This window comes from Phenylobacterium conjunctum (genome assembly GCF_042679085.1).
Lineage (GTDB): Bacteria > Pseudomonadota > Alphaproteobacteria > Caulobacterales > Caulobacteraceae > Phenylobacterium > Phenylobacterium conjunctum.
Map to the genome: position 1 here is coordinate 20,354 of NZ_JBHTLQ010000023.1, position 16,665 is coordinate 37,018.

The following is a 16,665-nucleotide window of genomic DNA, read 5'->3' on the forward strand; positions in this document are numbered from 1 at the left end:
CTATGGCGCGATAAGGCTCCGCCGCCTAGCCTCAGAGCGCATGAGTCTCAAGGACTGGATCAAGGGCCGGGTGGCGGCCATGGACGCCGCCGTTCGCCCCTGGGCGGCGCGCTCGCGCCTCAACGCCTTCCTCTACGAGTTCCTGCTGTTCGGCCTGAAACAGGCCTGGGCCTGCCTCTATGGCGGGGCGATGGTCGCGGCCCTGATCGGCACGAGCCTGTGGTGGCCGGACGCCTCGCCGGTCAGCCGCTATGACGCCCTGGTGGTCTACGCCCTGCTGATCCAGGTGCTGTTGCTGGCCACCCGGCTGGAGCGCTGGGACGAGGCCCTGGTGATCTTCATCTTCCACGTGGTCGGCACGGCGATGGAGGTGTTCAAGACCGCGACCGGCTCGTGGATCTATCCGGAGGATTCGCTGCTGCGGATCGGCGGCGTGCCGCTGTTCTCAGGCTTCATGTATGGCGCGATCGGCAGCTATATCGCCCGCGCCTGGCGGCTGTTTGACATCCGCTTCGAGCGCTATCCGCCCCTCTGGGCGCCCTGGCTGCTGGCCCTGCTCAGCTACCTGAATTTCTTCACCGACCACTACGGGGTCGATATCCGCTGGGGCCTGTTCGCCCTGTCAGGACTGATCTTCTGGGGCCGGTCGTTCCTGTTCACGCCGGACCTGAAGGCGCGGCGCATGCCCATGCTTCTGGGCTTCATCCTGGTGGCCCTGTTCATCTGGATCGCCGAGAACGTCGGCACCTTCACCCGGACCTGGATCTATCCCGACCAGAAGCATGGCTGGAGCATGGTCCCGCTGGCCAAGCTGGGATCCTGGTATCTCTTGATGATGCTGAGCTTCGTGCTGGTCAGCCTGGTGCACCGGCCGGAAGCGCCCACCGCTGTCATCCCGGTTTCGGCGAAGCCGAAGACCGGGACCCATAGACACTGATCTATCCGGAAGTCCCCGCGCGTCTGGGTCCCGGACAGGCGCTGCGCGCCTTCCGGGATGACACCGGGGAGATCAGCGCTTGTTGACGAAGTCCAGGAACCGCTGACGCAGGGTCGGGTCGGTCTTGAAGACGCCAGTGAACTGGGTGGTGATGGTCGAGACGTGGCGGTGGTGCACGCCGCGGGTGGTCATGCACTGGTGCGCGGCGTCGATCAGCACGGCCACGCCCGCCGGGCGCAGGCTGTCGGTGATGGCGTCGGCGATCTGCTGGGTCATGGTCTCCTGGGTCTGGAGACGGCGGGCGAAGATCTCGACCACCTTGGCCAGCTTGGAGATGCCCACCACGCGGTTGGTCGGCATGTAGGCGACATAGGCCTTGCCCAGGAACGGCGCCATGTGGTGCTCGCAGTGGCTCTCCACCTCGATGTCGCGCAGCATGACGATGTCGTCATAGCCCTGCACGTCCTCGAAGGTGCGCGACAGTTCCTTGGCCGGGTCGAGCTTGTAGCCCTCGAACCATTCGGCATAGGCGTCGACCACGCGCTTGGGGGTGTCGATCACGCCTTCGCGGCGCGGATCATCGCCGGCCCAGGCGATCAGGGTGCGAACCGCCTCCATCGCCTCTTCGCGCGTCGGGCGCTTCACGGCTTCAAGATCAAGATCGGAAACACCGACCAGGGTTCGGTCGCGAATAGGAGCGTCCATGTGCTTGAGGTTCTTTCCGGGCTGAGTTGCGCCGGGACGAGGGTCCCGGAAATGACGCGTGCCACCCTGTCTACGTAAGCTCGGGCCGCAAGGTTGCGTTCCCGTGGCTTACCGCTTGGGTCGTCTGTATATGGGACGAAGCCGGCAAGCGGCAACTGTGACGCTACGTAGTTTTCCTGAAGAGACAATCGAAGAGCCTATGACCCTCGCCCTCTACGACTCCATGGACCGCGCCAAGCGGCCCTTCGTCCCCCGCGATCCGAGCCGGGTGACGATGTATGTCTGTGGGCCGACGGTCTACAATTACGCCCATATCGGCAACGCCCGCCCGGTGGTGGTGTTCGACGTGCTGTTCCGCCTGCTGCGCCACCTCTATGGGGCTGAGCACGTGATCTATGCGGCCAACGTCACGGACGTGGACGACAAGATCAACAAGAAGGCCGCCGAGGAAGGCGTGCCGATCTCGACGATCACCGACCGCTATCTGGGGGTCTACAACGCCGACATGGCGGAGCTGGGCGCCTTGCGCCCCACGCACCAGCCGCGGGCGACCCAGACCATGGGCGCCATCATCGCCATGATCGGCCGGCTGGTCGACAACGGCTCGGCCTATGCCGCCGAGGGCCATGTGCTGTTCAACACCCAGGCCTATCCCGACTACGGCAAGCTCAGCGGTCATCCCATGGAGGACATGATCGCCGGCGCGCGGGTGGACGTGGCCCCCTACAAGCGGCACCCCGCCGACTTCGTGCTGTGGAAGCCGTCCAAGGAAAACGAGCCGGTCTGGGACAGCCCCTGGGGGCCGGGCCGGCCCGGCTGGCACATTGAGTGCTCGGCCATGATCGAGCAGAGCCTGGGCCTGCCCATCGACATCCACGGCGGCGGCATCGACCTGCTGTTCCCGCACCATGAGAACGAGATGGCCCAGGGCGTCTGCGCGCACGGCCACCATGATGGCGACCACAAGGTCGGCTACGCCAACTACTGGCTGCATAACGGCTTCCTGAACATGGGCGCCGAGAAGATGTCCAAGAGCCTGGGCAATGTGGCCCTGGTCCACGACCTGGTGGCCCAGGCCCCGGGCGAGGCCCTGCGCTGGGCGCTGCTGGTCGGCCACTACCGTGCGCCGCTGGACTGGACCGGCGACCTGATCGAGCAGTCGAAGAAGGCGCTGGACCGGCTGTATGGCGCCCTGCGGCGCTCCAGCGAGGTCGAGGCCGAGGACACCGGGCCGAGCGCCAAGTTCATGGCCGCCTTGGAAGATGACCTGAACACCCCGGCCGCCATGGCCGAGCTGTTCGGTCTGGCCACGGCGCTGGAGACCGCCAAGGGGCCTGGCCGCGCCAAGGCCAAGGGCGAGCTGCTGGCCTCGGCCCAGGTGATGGGCTTCCTGGCGGGCGATCCGGAAGCCTGGTTCCAGGCGGGCGTGACCGACGAGCTGCGCGAGAAGGTCGAGGCCCTGATCGCCGAGCGCGTCGCCGCCCGCGCCGCCAAGGACTGGGCCGCCGCGGACCGCATCCGCGATGCGCTCACGGCGTTGAACGTCGAGGTCATGGACGGGCCGACCGGCGCGACCTGGCGCATCCGGGAGCAGGCCTGATGCCCTTCCAACCTGGGGAGATGTTCAAGCCCTCCGCCGGCTTCGTGTTCGGCGGCGGGGGCGGTCAGGCGGGCTCCGGCCCGCCCAAGATCGAGCATCGGATCGGCGTCCAGGCGCCGGCCGAGATCATCTGGGAGATCCTCGCCGACCTGCCGTCCTGGTCGGCGTGGAACCCGCTCTACCCCGAAGCCGCCGGAGAGATCCGGATCGGCTCGGTCCTGACCCTGCGCCTGGCCCTGCCGGGCCAGCCGGACCGGATGATCAATCCGGTGGTCATGGAATGGGTGCCCCTGGAACAGCTGCACTGGCGGCTGTCCATGCTGGGCGGAATGGTCACCTCGGTGCGCTATATCGAGATCGAGGCGCTCGGCCCCGGAAACTGCATCGTCTCCAACGGCGAGATCTTCACGGGCTTGCTGGGCGGGCTGGTGGTGGGCCGGCTGCGCAAGTCTATCCGCCGCGGCTTCACCGAGATGGGCGAGGCCCTGGCCGCCCGCGCCGAGGCCCGCTGGCGCGAGCAGGGCGGGGCGCCTAAGTCAGAGTCATGATCGACGACCTGTATTCCGCCAAGCTGTTGAAACTGGCCGCGAATATTCCGCATATCGGGCGGCTGGCCGATCCCCAGGGCGTGTCCGAAAAGGTGGCCTTGCTCTGCGGCAGCAAGGTGGTCGTCCATGTTGACGTCAAAGACAACGTCGTCACCGATTTCGCCCAGGATGTGCAGGCCTGCGCGCTGGGCCAGGCCTCCGCCGCCGTGCTGGGCGCCCATGTCCTGGGAGCCAGCCTGGCCGAGATCGAGTTGGCCCGGGACCAGTTTCGTGCCATGTTGAAGGACGGCGCGCCCGCGCCGACTGGACGTTTCTCGGACCTCTCCATGCTCGCCCCGGTGAAGGACTATCCCGCCCGTCACGCCTCCACGCTGCTCGCGTTCGAGGCCACGGCCGAAGCCGTCCGCCGCGCCATGGAGCGAACTAGCCGCGCCGGCGCGGCTTGATCCCTGAATCCACACGGGATAATCGCGGCGATTGAATCGCAAGGCTGCGAGCCGGCATGAGCTTCTATGAACACTGCGTCAGGGGCGCGTTGCGCGCCTACAAGCTGACGCTTTCACCGCTGATCGGACGCCAATGCCGCTTTCTGCCGACCTGTTCGGAGTATGCGGCTCAAGCCCTGATCAGTCATGGCCCCTGGCGCGGCGGATGGCTCGCCGCCAAGCGGGTCTGCCGATGCAATCCGTGGGGCGGATCGGGCTATGACCCGCCGCCTCCGCCGAGCAAGGCTCGGAACTGGACGTGTGAAACATGATCGAACTGATTTTTCCCGACGGCTCGAAGCGCGAGTTCGCTGAGGGCGCCTCCGGCCGCGACGTGGCCGCCTCCATCGCCAAGTCGCTGGAGAAGAAGGCCCTGCTGGTGAAGCTGGACGGCCAGCTGCTCGACCTCGACCGGCCCCTGCCGGGCGGCGGCGCCTTCGAGATCCTGACCCGTGACAGCGCCGAGGCGCTGGAGGTCATCCGCCACGACGCCAGCCACGTGATGGCCGAGGCGGTGCAGGAGCTGTTCCCCGGCACCCAGGTGACCATCGGCCCGGCGATCGAGGACGGCTTCTACTACGACTTCGCCCGCGAGACGCCGTTCAGCCTGGACGACCTGGCCAAGATCGAGCAGCGAATGAAGGAGATCGTCGACCGCGACGAGAAGATCGTGCGCGAGGTCTGGGACCGCGACGAGGCCATCAGCCACTTCAAGTCCATCGGCGAGGCCTACAAGGCCGAGATCATCTCCGACCTGCCGGCCGACGAGACCATCACGGTCTATCGCCAGGGCCAGTGGAAGGACCTGTGCCTGGGCCCGCACCTGCCCTCGACCAAGCATGTGGGCAAGGCGTTCAAGCTGATGAAGCTGGCCGGCGCCTACTGGCGCGGCGACCACCGCAACGCCCAGCTCCAGCGGATCTACGGCACGGCCTGGGCCAGCGAGGCCGACCTTGAGGCGCACCTGACGCGTCTGGAGGAAGCCGAGAAGCGCGACCACCGCAAGATCGGCCGGGCCATGGACCTCTTCCACCTGCAGGAAGAGGGCAAGGGGATGATTTTCTGGCACCCCAAGGGCTGGACCCTGTACCGGACGGTGGAGGCCTATATGCGCCGCCGCCTGGACGAGGACGGCTACGTGGAGGTCAAGGCGCCCCAGATCATGGATCGGGTGCTCTGGGAGAAGTCCGGCCACTGGCAGAAGTTCGGCCAGAACATGTTCACGTGCGAAACGACGGAAGGCGAGATCCTGGCCGTTAAACCCATGAACTGTCCGGGGCACGTGCAGATTTTCAACCATGGCCAGAAGAGCTATCGCGACCTGCCGCTGCGGATGGCCGAGTTCGGGGCCTGCCACCGGTATGAACCGTCGGGCGCCCTGCACGGCATCATGCGCCTGCGCGCCTTCACCCAGGACGACGCCCACATCTTCTGCCGCGAGGACCAGATCGAGGCGGAGAGCACCAAGTTCATCCGGCTCCTGGAAAGCGTCTACGCCGACTGCGGCCTGGAGCTGCACTCGGTGAAGCTCGCCCTGCGTCCTGAACTGCGCTTTGGCACCGACGAGGTCTGGGACGTGGCCGAGGCCAAGCTCGAGCGCGCCGCCCTGGCCGCCGGGGTCGAGACGGTGGAGATGCTGCCGGGCGAGGGCGCCTTCTATGGTCCGAAGCTCGAGTTCCACCTGCGCGACGCCATCGGCCGCACCTGGCAGTGCGGCACCCTGCAGCTCGACTATGTGCTGCCCGAGCGCCTGGAAGCCGAGTACGTGGCCGAGGATGGCTCCAAGCAGCGTCCGGTCATGCTGCACCGGGCGATCTGCGGCTCGATGGAACGCTTCCTGGGCGTGATGATCGAGAACTTCGCCGGGGCCTTCCCCCTGTGGCTCGCCCCGACCCAGGTCGTGGTCGCCACAATTACGTCAGACGCCGACGACTATGCTCACGAGGTGGCCCGCACGCTTCGCGCCGCGGGACTCCGGGTCGAGATCGACCTGCGCAATGAGAAGATCAACTACAAGATCCGCGAGCACAGCCTGGCCAAGACACCGGTGATCGCGGTGGTCGGTCGCCGGGAGGCGGAGGAGGGCAAGGTGGCCTTGCGTCGACTGGGCTCGGATGGGCAAAACATCCTTTCGCTCGCCCAGGCCGCGAAGACTCTTGCCAGCGAAGCGTGCCCGCCCGATGTTGCCCGTGGCGTCGCGGGGGCGGCGGCTGCTTCGGCCACTGTTTCGGCCGAGGTGATGGAGGCTGGATGAACGGCATCGCCGCACCGATCGTCGCCTACGAGCCCGCGCCGACGCCCAGCTTTATCGCTAAGCGCCGCAAGGTGTCGGTGGTCATGGTCGTCTACATGACCGGCGACGCGCTTCAGGAAAGCGTGTCCTGTGTGCTGGCCGATCCGATGGTCGATGAGTTCATCATCGTCGACAACGGCTCGAGCTGCACCGAGGCGCTGGGTCTGAACGGGCTCGCAGAGCGCGATCGGCGCGTGGTGCTGATCCAGGGTCAGGGCAATGTCGGGTTCGCGCGCGGCGCGAATCTCGGCGCCCGCCGGGCCTCTGGCGAGGTGCTGGTCTTCCTCAATCCCGACGCCTTCCTGCAGCCCGGCTGCCTTGACGAGCTGGTGCGCGCCATCGACGACAAGCCGGTGCCCTGCATCGTCGGCGGCCGGGTGCTGAACGCCGACCGCACCGAGCAGCGCGGCGCCCGCCGGGGCGACATCACCCCGATGAGCGCCCTGATGAGCCTCAGCCAGCTGGCCCGCCGGGTTCCGGCCTGGCGCCGCTACGAGGTGCATTGGGAAAGCGAAGCCCCGCCCGAGGACGTGGCGGCGGTCCCGACCATTTCCGGCGCCTGCTTCTGCATGCGCCGCGAGGACTTCGACGCCGTGGCCGGCTTCGACGAGGGCTACTTCCTGCATGTCGAGGACGTCGACCTGTGCTGGCGGGTGCGCCAGGCGGGCGGCGTGGTCCTGTTCCAGCCCAAGGCCGAGGTTGTCCATCTGGGCCACACCAGCCGCGCCAGCCCGATCAAGGTGGAGTTCCACAAGGGCGTCGGCCTGGCCCGCTATTTCCGCAAGCGCGCGGAGAACGTCTCCGAGACCCTGCTCGCCTGGCTCCTGTCGCCGATCATCGTCTGCACGGCGGTGGCGCGACCGGTCATGTGGCGGATGCGCGCCGGCCGCTAAGGCCTAGGCTGCGGGGACGGGAAAGCCGCCCGCCCGGCTGACCGAGGCGCTGGGCGCCTTGCCCAGCAGACCCGACATCCATTTCGCGGTGGCGATCAGCGCCTGCAGGTCATAGCCGGTCTCGAACCCGGCTCGCTCCAGCATATAGACCAGATCCTCGGTGCCGATATTGCCGGTGGCGTCGGGGGCGAAGGGACAGCCCCCAAGCCCGCCGCAGCTGGCGTCCAGCACGCTCACACCGGCCTCCACGCCGGCAAAGGCGTTGGCCAGGCCGGTGTTGCGGGTGTCGTGGAAATGCAGGCGCAGGGGGATGTCGCCCGTGACGGCGGCGACCGCCTCGACGCGGCGACGCACGGTCCAGGGGTCGGCGACCCCAATGGTGTCGGCCAAGGCGATTTCGGCAATGCCCAGCTTCGCAGCGTCCCGCGCCAGGGCGACCAACTGATCCTGGCTGACCTCGCCATCGAAGGGGCAGCCGAAGGCGACCGAGAAGGTGGCGGTGATCGGCGGACCGCCCTCGGCGGCGCGGCGGGCGGCGATATCGGCCAGGGCCTGCATCTGTTCGGCGACCGAGGCGCCCTGGTTGCGGATCCCGAAGCCGTCGGTGGCGCAGACCACCACATTGGCCTCGTCGCAGCGGGCCTCCACCGCTCGGTCCCAGCCGCGCATGTTCAGCACCAGGCCAATGCGGCCGCCGGTGGGGACGGGGGCCAGGTCGGCCATGATCTCCTCGGCGCCGGCCATCTGCGGCACGCGCTTGGGATTGACGAAGGACACCGTTTCGATCCGTCGGGCGCCCGCGGCTTCGAGCCGGCGGATGAAGTCGAGCTTCTGGCCCACGTCCAGCGGGGTCTTCTCGTTCTGCAGCCCGTCGCGGGGGCCGACCTCGACGATCTGAATGAAGCGGCTCATCGACTGGTCTCCTTGGGCTCCGCCGGCGGGGCGTAGACGCGCAAGGTGGTCTTGTCGCCGTTGGAGTAGTCAAGCCCGTTGACGGTTCCGATGAGCCGGGGCTTGACGCCCAGGGCCTTCACCGCCGCCTCGAAGGCGGCCTGCTCGCGCGCCTCGACCACGGCGGGGCGCGCGTCGGCCAGGGCGGTGGCGGCCTCCACCGGGCCGCCCAGGTCGGTGGGCGTGCCGAGCGCGAAGACCAGGCTGGGCTCGGCATAGCCCGCCACGGCCACCGGTGCCGGGGTGATCCCCTGGCGCGGCAGGAGCCTGGCCTTGGCGAGGACAGCCTCGGTGCGGGCGGACAGCCATAGGGGCTCCAGCCGCGGCGCCAGCCCGGCGGCCAGGGCTCCGTGACCCAGGACGCCTAGGCCCAGGGCGACCGCCAGGGCGGTCAGGGGGACGCTGCGCAGCAGCAGGATCGCGCCCGCCAGGCCCGCCCCCGCCAGCAGCAGGGCGGTCAGAATCGTGGCGAACAGGTCCGAGCCCTCGCCATATTCCTTGAACAGGTAAGCCACGCCCGCCGCCAGCAGCACGCCGGCAAAGGCCGAGACGCCGGCGCCCGCCACCCGCAGCCTGGGGCTCATCCGCTTGCTCATGGCGGCCGCGGCCACCAGCCAGGCCAGAGCCCCATAGGTCGGCAGGGTGTAGTGGACCAGCTTGGTCGGCATCAGCTCGAACAGCAGCCAGGAGGGGACCAGCCAGGCCAGGGCGAAACGGATCCCCGGCTCGACGCGGCCCTGCCAGCCCAGCATCAGGGCCGCCGGCAGCATCAGGGTGGCCGGGAAGAACAGCAGCAGCAGGGCGATGGTGTGATAGCCGGGCGGGGCGCCGTGGGTTTCCTGACCGCCGGCCAGCTTGGGGGCCAGGTCGCCGGCGATGGCCGTGCTCCAGAATCCGCCGTCGGTGGCCACGGTCACCGCCCAGGCCCAGGGCCCGACGATGGCGAAGAACAGGATCACGCCCCAGCCCCAGCCCAGCCGGGTCAGCCAGCCGCCCTTGCGGTCCCAGGCCCAGAGGCTGAGCGCGGTCAGCGCCACGACCAGCAGGCCGACCGGGCCCTTGACCAGCACCGCCGTCGAAAGCCCCAGCCAGAACAACAACCGGGTCAACCGTCCCGTCGGCGCGCCGCCATTGGCCTCTGCGTACATCCGGGCCAGGGCGGCTATGGCCAGGGTCGTGGTCCCGCACAGCACCGCGTCGGTCTTGGCGATGAAGGCTTCGGTGGACAACAGGAAGGTCGCGCCCAGGACCGCGCCGGCCACCAGGCCGGTCGGGGCGCCGAACAGGGCCGCGGCCCCCCAGGCGCAGGCGGCGGCGGCCAGCATCGCGCCCAGCAGCGAGGGTAGGCGATAGGTCCAGATCGCCCGGGTCTCGGGATCCGAGAAGGTCGACACACTGGCCGCCTGCAGCCAGTGGATGCCCACCGGCTTCTTGAAGCGTGGCTGATCCTGGAAGCGGATGACCACGAAGTCCTCCTGCTCCAGCATCTGGGCCGTGGCCTGGGCGAAGCGGGATTCGTCCCGGTCCAGGGGCGGCACGGCGAAGACGCCGGGCAGGCCGGCGAGGAAGGCCACGAGGGCGGCGAGGGCCGGCCCGCGCCATCCGCGGCTCCAGCGTTCGATCAGGGCGTCCAGACTCATAGGCGGCTAAATAGCACGATCCTTCCGCTCGCCCGCGTTTCCGCTATGTAGAGGCATGGCCAAGACGCCCGCAAAGACCTCCGATTCCGCTCCCGACATCTCTGTCGTCGTTCCCGTGTTCGACGAGGAGGGCGCCGCGCCGGCGCTCGCCCGGGAAATCGCCGCCGCCTTCGCGGGCCGAAACTTCGAAATGGTCTTTGTCGACGACAAGAGCCGCGACGGCACGGTGGCGGCCCTGAGCGCCCTGAAGACCGAGCTGCCGCAGCTTCGGATCCTGAAGCACCGGGCCAATTCCGGGCAGAGCCGGGCGATCCGCACCGGCATCCTGGGCGCCCGCGGCGACATCATCGTCACCCTGGACGGCGACGGCCAGAACGACCCCGCCGACGGCCCTAAGCTGGTGGACGCCCTGGTCGCAGGTCCGCCCGAGCTGGCCCTGGTCGGCGGCGAGCGGGTGAAGCGTCAGGACAGCCAGGCCAAGAAGATCGCGTCCAAGTTCGGCAACGGGGTGCGCAAGCGCCTGCTGAAGGATACTGCCAACGACACCGGCTGCGGGCTGAAGGCCTTCCGCCGCGAGGCCTTCCTGCGGCTTCCCTATTTCGACCATATCCACCGCTACATCCCGGCCCTGATGATCCGTGAGGGCTACCAGGTGGACTTCCGGGCGGTGAACCACCGCCACCGTCAGACCGGCGCGTCGAAGTACACGAACTTCGGCCGGCTGATGGCCTCGGTGTCCGACCTCCTGGGCGTCATGTGGCTGCAGACCCGGGCCCGCAATCCGGGCGGCGCCGACGAGGTCTGAGGCCGTCCAGACGCCTGCCGGTTGCTAAGCCTTCACGGCTCCGGTCAAAGCGGTTAACCCTGGGGTGACGCAGGACGTCTCGGTCCTCGCGAGGCTGTCTGGGGGGCTTGCCGATGTTCGCCGCGTTTCCGCTGCTGGCGCTGCCGGTGCTGGTCTACAACCTGATTGCGCTGACCCTGGACGGGGGGCTGAAGTCCATCGACGCCAGCCAGCGGATGACCGAGGCCCTGTTCACCATCCGCATGACCAGCCAGGTCGACTGGCCGGTCAGCCTGGGCGACCTGCTGCTGGCCGCCTCCCTGGTGGTGCTGTTCATCGAGCTCTTGAAATCGACCACCAGCCGCAGCATCGCGATCATCAATCACTCGCTGTCGATGATCCTGTTCATCCTGTGCCTGGTGGAGTTCCTGCTGGCCCCGGCCTGCGGCACCTCGGCCTTCTTCCTGCTCACCATCATGGTGCTGCTGGACGTGCTGGCCGGTTTCATCGTCACCATCGTCTCGGCCCGGCGCGACCTGGACTTCAACGACGCCGGCGCCTGAGGCCGTCTCAGGTCAGGACGGTGAAGATCAAGGCGACCACGGCGACGTCGAAGATGCGGATGGCGAGGGCGGTCATGAACTGTCCCGGTCAGGTTGGTTACCGGGCTGGTAAGCAAGACCGGCGCCAGCTCGGCTGAGCCATGGCGCTGTTTTTCGATCCCGACTGGTTCGACGCAAAACTGGCCGAACGGGGCCTGTCCCGAGCGGTCCTGGCGGCGGTCAGCGGCATGAGCGAGGCCGACCTCGCCCTGGTGTTCAAGGACCAGAGAGAGCTGAGCGCGGCCGAGGTGGCGGCTTTCGCCGAGCTGTTGGGCGCGAGCCCGGCAGAGATCGCCGAGCATGCGGGGATATCGACACCTGTTCCGGTGGAGGATCCCCTTGAGCGGATCGCGGCGTTGGAGCGGCGGGTGGAGGCCCTGGAGGCGGAGCTGAGGCGGTTGAAGGGGCGCTAGCCCAAAACTACGCCGCCAAGGCCGGGCGTTGGTGCAACCGTCAGATCTCGGTCTTGGTTGAGCCGCCGCGGCGGGCGCGGCGGTCATAGGCGCCGGACCATTCGGTGCGGACATAGGCCGAGCGGGCCGAGTCCAGGGTCTCAGGGCCGCCGCGCAGGCCGCGCTTCTGGCCCTCCTGGCCAATCAGGTGGGCGGAGAAGGCCGAGGCGTTGGCCTGGGGTCGGTCAGGGCTGGGCCGGGAGACCACCGGACCCACGGGGACCGGCAGGTTGCGATCTTCGGGTTCGAAGACCTCTTCGGACGACGCATCGATGGCGCGGCGGGCGTTGCGCGCGCGCTGAGCTCTCCGGATCGGGTCGATGGGCGTGGACATGGCCAAATCCTGCCCCGCCCCCGGTTAAGAAACTCAGCTCTTCGAGGCGAGTTTCGCGATCTGGGCCTGCATCTCGTCCATCTTCTTCTTCAGATCGCTGAGCGCGTCGTCGGCGGCGGGCGCGGCCGGCTCGGCGGGTTTCGCGGCCGGCTCGTCGGGGCGAACGAAGTTGAACGGCGAGAACATCTTCATGGCCCGGTCGAACATCGCCAGGTTCTGGCGGATGGTCTCGTCATAGGCCGAGTGGTGGCCGAGCGCCGACAGCTGGGTGCGCATCCGCTCCTGCTGCTCGGCGAAGGTGGCGAGCGACAGCTCCAGATAGCTGGGCAGGAAGGCCTGCATCGAATTGCCGTAGAAGCCGATCAACTGGCGCAGGAACTGGATGGGCAAAAGGTTCTGCCCCTCGCGGCTCTCTTCCTCGAAGATGATCTGGGTCAGGACCGTACGGGTGATGTCCTCGTTGGTCTTGGCGTCATAGACCACGAAGTCCACGCCTTGCTTGACCATGTCGGACAGATGCTCGAGCGTCACATAGGAACTGGACGCCGTATTGTAGAGCCGCCGGTTCGCGTACTTCTTGATGACGACCCGGTCGTCCTTGCCACCAGCACCTTGCGCGTCAGCCATTCCTCACCCCTTTGGGGCCGATCCCCCGGCCGGCCTTCCTTATCGCATCGCAGTATCGCGGATGCGAGGGCGTTCGCAAAGCACAGGCGATTGATCGGTGGGAGATTTCTCCCCCTTGCCCTTCGCCGGTCCGTTCCCGATAGATAGCAGACGCTGCCTTGGAAGGAGTTCCGCCATGACCGACGTTGTCATCGTCTCGGCCGCCCGCACCCCGGTCGGATCGTTCAACGGAGCCCTCTCGGGCGTTCCCGCCCACGAGCTGGGCAAGGTCGCCATCCAGGCCGCCATCGAGCGCGCCGGGATCGCCGCCGCCGATGTCCAGGAAGTGATCCTGGGCCAGGTGCTGCAGGCCGGCGCCGGCCAGGGTCCCGCCCGCCAGGCCTCGGTGAACGCCGGCGTGCCCGTGGAAGCGCCGGCCTGGAGCCTGAACCAGCTGTGCGGCTCGGGCCTGCGCGCCATCGCCCTCGGGGCCCAGCAGATCGCCGATGGCTCGGCCGAGATCGTCATCGCCGGCGGCCAGGAGAGCATGAGCCAGTCGCCCCACGCCCAGAACCTGCGCTCCGGCCAGAAGATGGGCGAGCTGGCCTTTGTCGACACCATGCTGAAGGACGGCCTCTGGGACGCCTTCCACGGCTATCACATGGGCCAGACGGCCGAGAACATCGCCTCGCGCTGGCAGATCACCCGCGAAGAGCAGGACAAGTTCGCCGTCGCCAGCCAGAACAAGGCCGAGGCCGCCCAGAAGGCCGGCAAGTTCAAGGACGAGATCGCGCCGGTCACCATCAAGGGCCGCAAGGGCGACACGGTCGTCGACCAGGACGAATACATCCGCCACGGCGCGACCCTGGAAAGCGTCTCGGGCCTGCGGCCGGCCTTCACCAAGGACGGCTCGGTCACCGCGGCCAACGCCTCGGGCATCAATGACGGCGCCGCGGCCGTGGTGCTGATGAGCGCCGACGAGGCCAAGAAGCGCGGCCTGAAGCCGCTGGCCCGGATCGCCTCCTGGGCCAATGCCGGCGTGGATCCGGAAATCATGGGCACCGGCCCGATCCCGGCCAGCCGCAAGGCGCTGGAAAAGGCCGGCTGGAGCGTGGCCGACCTGGACCTGGTCGAATCCAACGAAGCCTTCGCCGCCCAGTCGATCTGCGTCGTGCGCGACCTGGGTCTCGATCCGGAGAAGGTGAATGTGAACGGCGGCGCCATCGCCATCGGCCACCCGATCGGCGCGTCCGGCGCGCGGATCCTGACCACCCTGGTGCATGAGATGAAGCGGTCGGGGGCCAAGAAGGGCCTGGCGACCCTGTGCGTCGGCGGCGGCATGGGCGTGGCCCTGTGCGTCGAGGCGGTGTGATCCAATTCAGGCCGACCGCCGGATAAACCGGCGGCGGTGACCTGACAGGCGGGAGAGACAGGAATGGCCAGAGTGGCGTTTGTCACGGGCGGGACTCGCGGCATCGGCCGCGCCATCTGCGAGCGGCTGAAGGCCGACGGCATGTTGGTGGCGGCGGGCTATTCCGGAAACGAGGCGGCGGCCGCCGCCTGCGCCCAGGAACTGGGCGTCATGGTCGTGAAGGGCAATGTCGGGGTCTATGAGGACTGCGCCCGGGCCGCGGAGGCCGTGGCGGCCGAACTCGGCCCTATCGATGTCCTGGTGAACAACGCCGGCATCACCCGCGACGGCGTCTTCCACAAGATGACGCCCGAGCAGTGGAGCGAGGTGATCCGGGTCAATATGGACTCGGTGTTCAACATGACCCGCCAGGTCATCGAAGGGATGCGCGATCGCGGATGGGGCCGGATCATCAACATCTCCTCCATCAACGGCCAGAAGGGCCAGATGGGCCAGACCAACTATTCGGCCGCCAAGGCCGGGGTGATCGGCTTCACCAAGGCGCTCGCCCTGGAGAACGCCAAGAAGGGCGTGACCGTGAACTGCGTCTGCCCGGGCTATATCGACACCGAGATGGTGCAGGCCGTGCCGGAGAACGTGCTGGCCAGCATCATCGGCCAGATCCCGGTCGGGCGGCTGGGCCGCGGCGAGGAGATCGCCGACATGGTGGCCTTCCTGGCCGGCGAGCATGCCGGCTATGTCACCGGCTCGACCCTGTCGCTGAACGGCGGCCAGTACATGGCGGGCTAAGGTCCGCCTGTTTCCAAAAAGGCGTTGGTCGGGCGAGTGGGGTCAAAAATGCGCCCCACTCGCGCGGCATCTGCATAAGCCTGATGATCGACACCTATCTGGAGCCCGTCCGAAAGCCGGCCCTCGCCGTGGCCGTAGCCGCCGCGGCGCTGCTGGGACTCACCGGCCAGGCCTGGGCGGGCGGGGCGGAAATCCTGCGCGAAGGCCTGTTAGGCCTGCGGCCGCCGCCGGCGGATCGCAGCCAGACCCTGCCCACCGCTCGGTATGTGTCGCAGGAAGGTGAGACCTTCGTCTTCGACCGCAGCCAGCCCCGCGCCCTGCTGAAGTTCGACGACAGTCCCGAGGTCTGGGCGCTGAAGCCCCAAATGGCCCCGCGGGGCGACGTGATCTACCTGAACGACCTGGGCGAGCCGGTGTTGCGCGCCACGCGGCTGGGCGGCCTGACCCTGTTCACCGATGATCGGCCGGGCGGCACGGCCGCGGCCCTGGCCGGCGGCGGCCCGCCGATCCGGCTGCCGTCCATGGGGCCGCAGCAACTGCTGGAACGCCTGGCCCAGGCCAGCGCCCGCGCCAGCCGCGCAGCGCGGCGGCTGATCCCCTTCGACGCCGACGCCAGCCCCGGCTCCTTCGCCCTGATGGCTGATGCGGCCACCGTGACCGCCGAGGCCGTGGTCCGCCTGGCCGGCCGCGACGGCGGCAAGGCCATGCTGGGCAAGGTCAGCAAGGTGCGGCTGGTGGAGGGCCATCGCCCTGGCGCCGAGCTGCAGCAGGGCGTGATGCAGATCACCATCGCCCCCGCCGACGGCCTGGCCGGTCGGCCGTCCAGCGAGCGCATCATGTCGGTGGTGACGCGCTAGAGCCCTTAAGGCCGCGCGCCAGACCTAGCCCTTGAAACTGTCCTTGGCGGCGCGGATCGCGCCGAAGGCCTCGTGCGGCGCCAGGCTCGGTCGCAGCAGGGGCGCGCGCAGGAAGGGGTTGGTGGCCTTTTCCAGCCCGATGGTGGTGGGCACGGTGGGCTCGCCCCGCTCCCGCGCCGCGAAGATCTCGGCGGTCCGCGCCGCCAGGGCCGGATCTGTGTCCACCGACAGGGCGAAGCGGGCGTTGGAGGCGGTGTATTCGTGGGCGCAATAGACGGCTGTGTCGTCGGGCAGGGCGGCCAGCCGCTGCAGGCTGGCCCACATCTGGGCGGCGTCGCCCTCGAACATCCGACCGCAGCCCAGGGTGAACAGGGTGTCGCCGACAAAGGCGACCCTGTCCGCGGGGGCGAAGTAGGACACATGGCCCAGGGTGTGGCCGCCGGTGTCGATCACCTGGAACCGGGTCTGGCCCAGCATCACCTCGTCGCCATCCACGACCTTGCGGTCCACGGGCGTCAGCCGCTCCACCTCGGCCGGGCCGACGATGGTCGCGCCGGTGGCGGCCTTGATCTCGGCGTCGCCGCCGGCGTGGTCCGGATGCCAGTGGGTGTTGAGGATCAGGTCCAGCTTCCAGCCCAGCTGGTCGAGCGCCGCCAGGATCGGCGCGGCCTCGGGCGTGTCGATGCAGGCCGCAAGGCCGGTGGCCTCGTCGCGCACCAGGAAGCCGTAGTTGTCGGACAGGCAGGGGAACTGATGAATCTTGATCGGCATGTCCGGGGCTCCCCTTTGTGGCTTCTGTCCATCTAGGCAGGCCACC

General features: G+C 68.4%; 19 protein-coding genes. 13 read left to right on the forward strand and 6 right to left on the reverse strand.

What is annotated here, in order from left to right; all coding sequences use genetic code 11:
- Window positions 1–40: 40 nt before the first annotated feature.
- Entirely contained in the window at window positions 41–937 is an 897-nt protein-coding gene (locus ACFQ27_RS11450; RefSeq protein WP_377353678.1) for a DUF817 domain-containing protein, read from the forward strand.
- Between the two features lie 72 nt (window positions 938–1,009).
- On the opposite strand, the gene folE is transcribed toward ACFQ27_RS11450, so the two are convergent.
- Window positions 1,010–1,642, reverse strand: coding sequence for a GTP cyclohydrolase I FolE (gene folE, locus ACFQ27_RS11455; RefSeq protein WP_374343115.1), 633 nt, complete (start codon window positions 1,640–1,642; stop codon window positions 1,010–1,012).
- A gap of 199 nt (window positions 1,643–1,841) precedes the next feature.
- Here folE and cysS point away from each other — a divergent pair, with 199 nt between their 5' ends.
- From cysS to ACFQ27_RS11485, 6 genes are read left to right on the forward strand one after another with little or no spacing between them, the layout of a single operon-like run.
- Entirely contained in the window at window positions 1,842–3,242 is a 1,401-nt protein-coding gene (gene cysS, locus ACFQ27_RS11460; protein WP_377353679.1) for a cysteine--tRNA ligase, read from the forward strand.
- The gene (locus ACFQ27_RS11465; RefSeq protein ID WP_374343111.1) at window positions 3,242–3,790 is read left to right on the forward strand and encodes an SRPBCC family protein; all 549 of its coding nucleotides are present in this window, start codon (window positions 3,242–3,244) and stop codon (window positions 3,788–3,790) included. Before cysS ends, ACFQ27_RS11465 begins: the two co-directional genes overlap by 1 nt.
- Window positions 3,787–4,236, forward strand: coding sequence for an iron-sulfur cluster assembly scaffold protein (locus ACFQ27_RS11470; RefSeq protein ID WP_377353680.1), 450 nt, complete (start codon window positions 3,787–3,789; stop codon window positions 4,234–4,236). Before ACFQ27_RS11465 ends, ACFQ27_RS11470 begins: the two co-directional genes overlap by 4 nt.
- 56 nt (window positions 4,237–4,292) lie before the next feature.
- On the forward strand, window positions 4,293–4,547 hold the full coding sequence (yidD, locus tag ACFQ27_RS11475; RefSeq protein WP_374343107.1) for a membrane protein insertion efficiency factor YidD: 255 nt from the start codon (window positions 4,293–4,295) through the stop codon (window positions 4,545–4,547).
- Window positions 4,544–6,529 carry a threonine--tRNA ligase gene (gene thrS, locus ACFQ27_RS11480; RefSeq protein WP_374343105.1) on the forward strand — a complete coding sequence of 662 codons (1,986 nt, stop codon included), beginning with the start codon at window positions 4,544–4,546 and terminating at the stop codon, window positions 6,527–6,529. The genes yidD and thrS overlap by 4 nt, the downstream gene beginning before the upstream one ends.
- Complete coding sequence (locus ACFQ27_RS11485) at window positions 6,526–7,461, forward strand: glycosyltransferase family 2 protein (RefSeq protein WP_377353681.1); 936 nt, start codon at window positions 6,526–6,528, stop codon at window positions 7,459–7,461. The genes thrS and ACFQ27_RS11485 overlap by 4 nt, the downstream gene beginning before the upstream one ends.
- 3 nt (window positions 7,462–7,464) lie before the next feature.
- Here the strand turns inward: ACFQ27_RS11485 and ACFQ27_RS11490 are convergent, their stop codons facing one another.
- Together ACFQ27_RS11490 and ACFQ27_RS11495 are read right to left on the reverse strand one after the other, a co-directional pair.
- Entirely contained in the window at window positions 7,465–8,373 is a 909-nt protein-coding gene (locus tag ACFQ27_RS11490; protein WP_377353682.1) for a hydroxymethylglutaryl-CoA lyase, read from the reverse strand.
- Window positions 8,370–10,052 (reverse strand): ArnT family glycosyltransferase, encoded by a 1,683-nt coding sequence (locus tag ACFQ27_RS11495; RefSeq protein WP_377353683.1) that lies wholly within the window; start codon window positions 10,050–10,052, stop codon window positions 8,370–8,372. Before ACFQ27_RS11495 ends, ACFQ27_RS11490 begins: the two co-directional genes overlap by 4 nt.
- 55 nt (window positions 10,053–10,107) lie before the next feature.
- On the opposite strand from ACFQ27_RS11495, the gene ACFQ27_RS11500 reads away from it, so the two are divergent.
- The 3 genes from ACFQ27_RS11500 to ACFQ27_RS11510 all read left to right on the forward strand — a co-directional run bounded on the left by ACFQ27_RS11500 (window position 10,108) and on the right by ACFQ27_RS11510 (window position 11,851).
- Window positions 10,108–10,857: a glycosyltransferase family 2 protein gene (locus tag ACFQ27_RS11500; protein WP_377353684.1), complete on the forward strand. Its 750-nt coding sequence runs from the start codon at window positions 10,108–10,110 to the stop codon at window positions 10,855–10,857.
- A 113-nt stretch (window positions 10,858–10,970) separates the two neighbouring features.
- The gene (locus ACFQ27_RS11505; RefSeq protein WP_374343094.1) at window positions 10,971–11,399 is read left to right on the forward strand and encodes a hypothetical protein; all 429 of its coding nucleotides are present in this window, start codon (window positions 10,971–10,973) and stop codon (window positions 11,397–11,399) included.
- A 140-nt stretch (window positions 11,400–11,539) separates the two neighbouring features.
- The gene (locus tag ACFQ27_RS11510; protein WP_377353685.1) at window positions 11,540–11,851 is read left to right on the forward strand and encodes a helix-turn-helix domain-containing protein; all 312 of its coding nucleotides are present in this window, start codon (window positions 11,540–11,542) and stop codon (window positions 11,849–11,851) included.
- Between the two features lie 40 nt (window positions 11,852–11,891).
- Here the strand turns inward: ACFQ27_RS11510 and ACFQ27_RS11515 are convergent, their stop codons facing one another.
- Window positions 11,892–12,224 carry a hypothetical protein gene (locus ACFQ27_RS11515; RefSeq protein ID WP_377353686.1) on the reverse strand — a complete coding sequence of 111 codons (333 nt, stop codon included), beginning with the start codon at window positions 12,222–12,224 and terminating at the stop codon, window positions 11,892–11,894.
- Window positions 12,225–12,257: 33 nt separating this feature from the next.
- Window positions 12,258–12,851, reverse strand: a complete 594-nt coding sequence (gene phaR / locus ACFQ27_RS11520) for a polyhydroxyalkanoate synthesis repressor PhaR (RefSeq protein ID WP_377353687.1) — start codon at window positions 12,849–12,851, stop codon at window positions 12,258–12,260.
- Between the two features lie 175 nt (window positions 12,852–13,026).
- On the opposite strand from phaR, the gene ACFQ27_RS11525 reads away from it, so the two are divergent.
- From ACFQ27_RS11525 to ACFQ27_RS11535, 3 genes are all read left to right on the forward strand, one after another.
- Entirely contained in the window at window positions 13,027–14,202 is a 1,176-nt protein-coding gene (locus ACFQ27_RS11525) for an acetyl-CoA C-acetyltransferase (protein WP_374343086.1), read from the forward strand.
- 63 nt (window positions 14,203–14,265) lie between these two features.
- Window positions 14,266–14,991 carry a beta-ketoacyl-ACP reductase gene (gene phbB, locus ACFQ27_RS11530; protein ID WP_374343082.1) on the forward strand — a complete coding sequence of 242 codons (726 nt, stop codon included), beginning with the start codon at window positions 14,266–14,268 and terminating at the stop codon, window positions 14,989–14,991.
- A gap of 83 nt (window positions 14,992–15,074) precedes the next feature.
- The gene (locus ACFQ27_RS11535) at window positions 15,075–15,848 is read left to right on the forward strand and encodes a DUF4908 domain-containing protein (protein WP_377353688.1); all 774 of its coding nucleotides are present in this window, start codon (window positions 15,075–15,077) and stop codon (window positions 15,846–15,848) included.
- A gap of 24 nt (window positions 15,849–15,872) precedes the next feature.
- On the opposite strand, the gene gloB is transcribed toward ACFQ27_RS11535, so the two are convergent.
- Window positions 15,873–16,619 carry a hydroxyacylglutathione hydrolase gene (gloB, locus tag ACFQ27_RS11540; RefSeq protein ID WP_377353689.1) on the reverse strand — a complete coding sequence of 249 codons (747 nt, stop codon included), beginning with the start codon at window positions 16,617–16,619 and terminating at the stop codon, window positions 15,873–15,875.
- Between the last annotated feature and the right edge of the window lie 46 nt (window positions 16,620–16,665).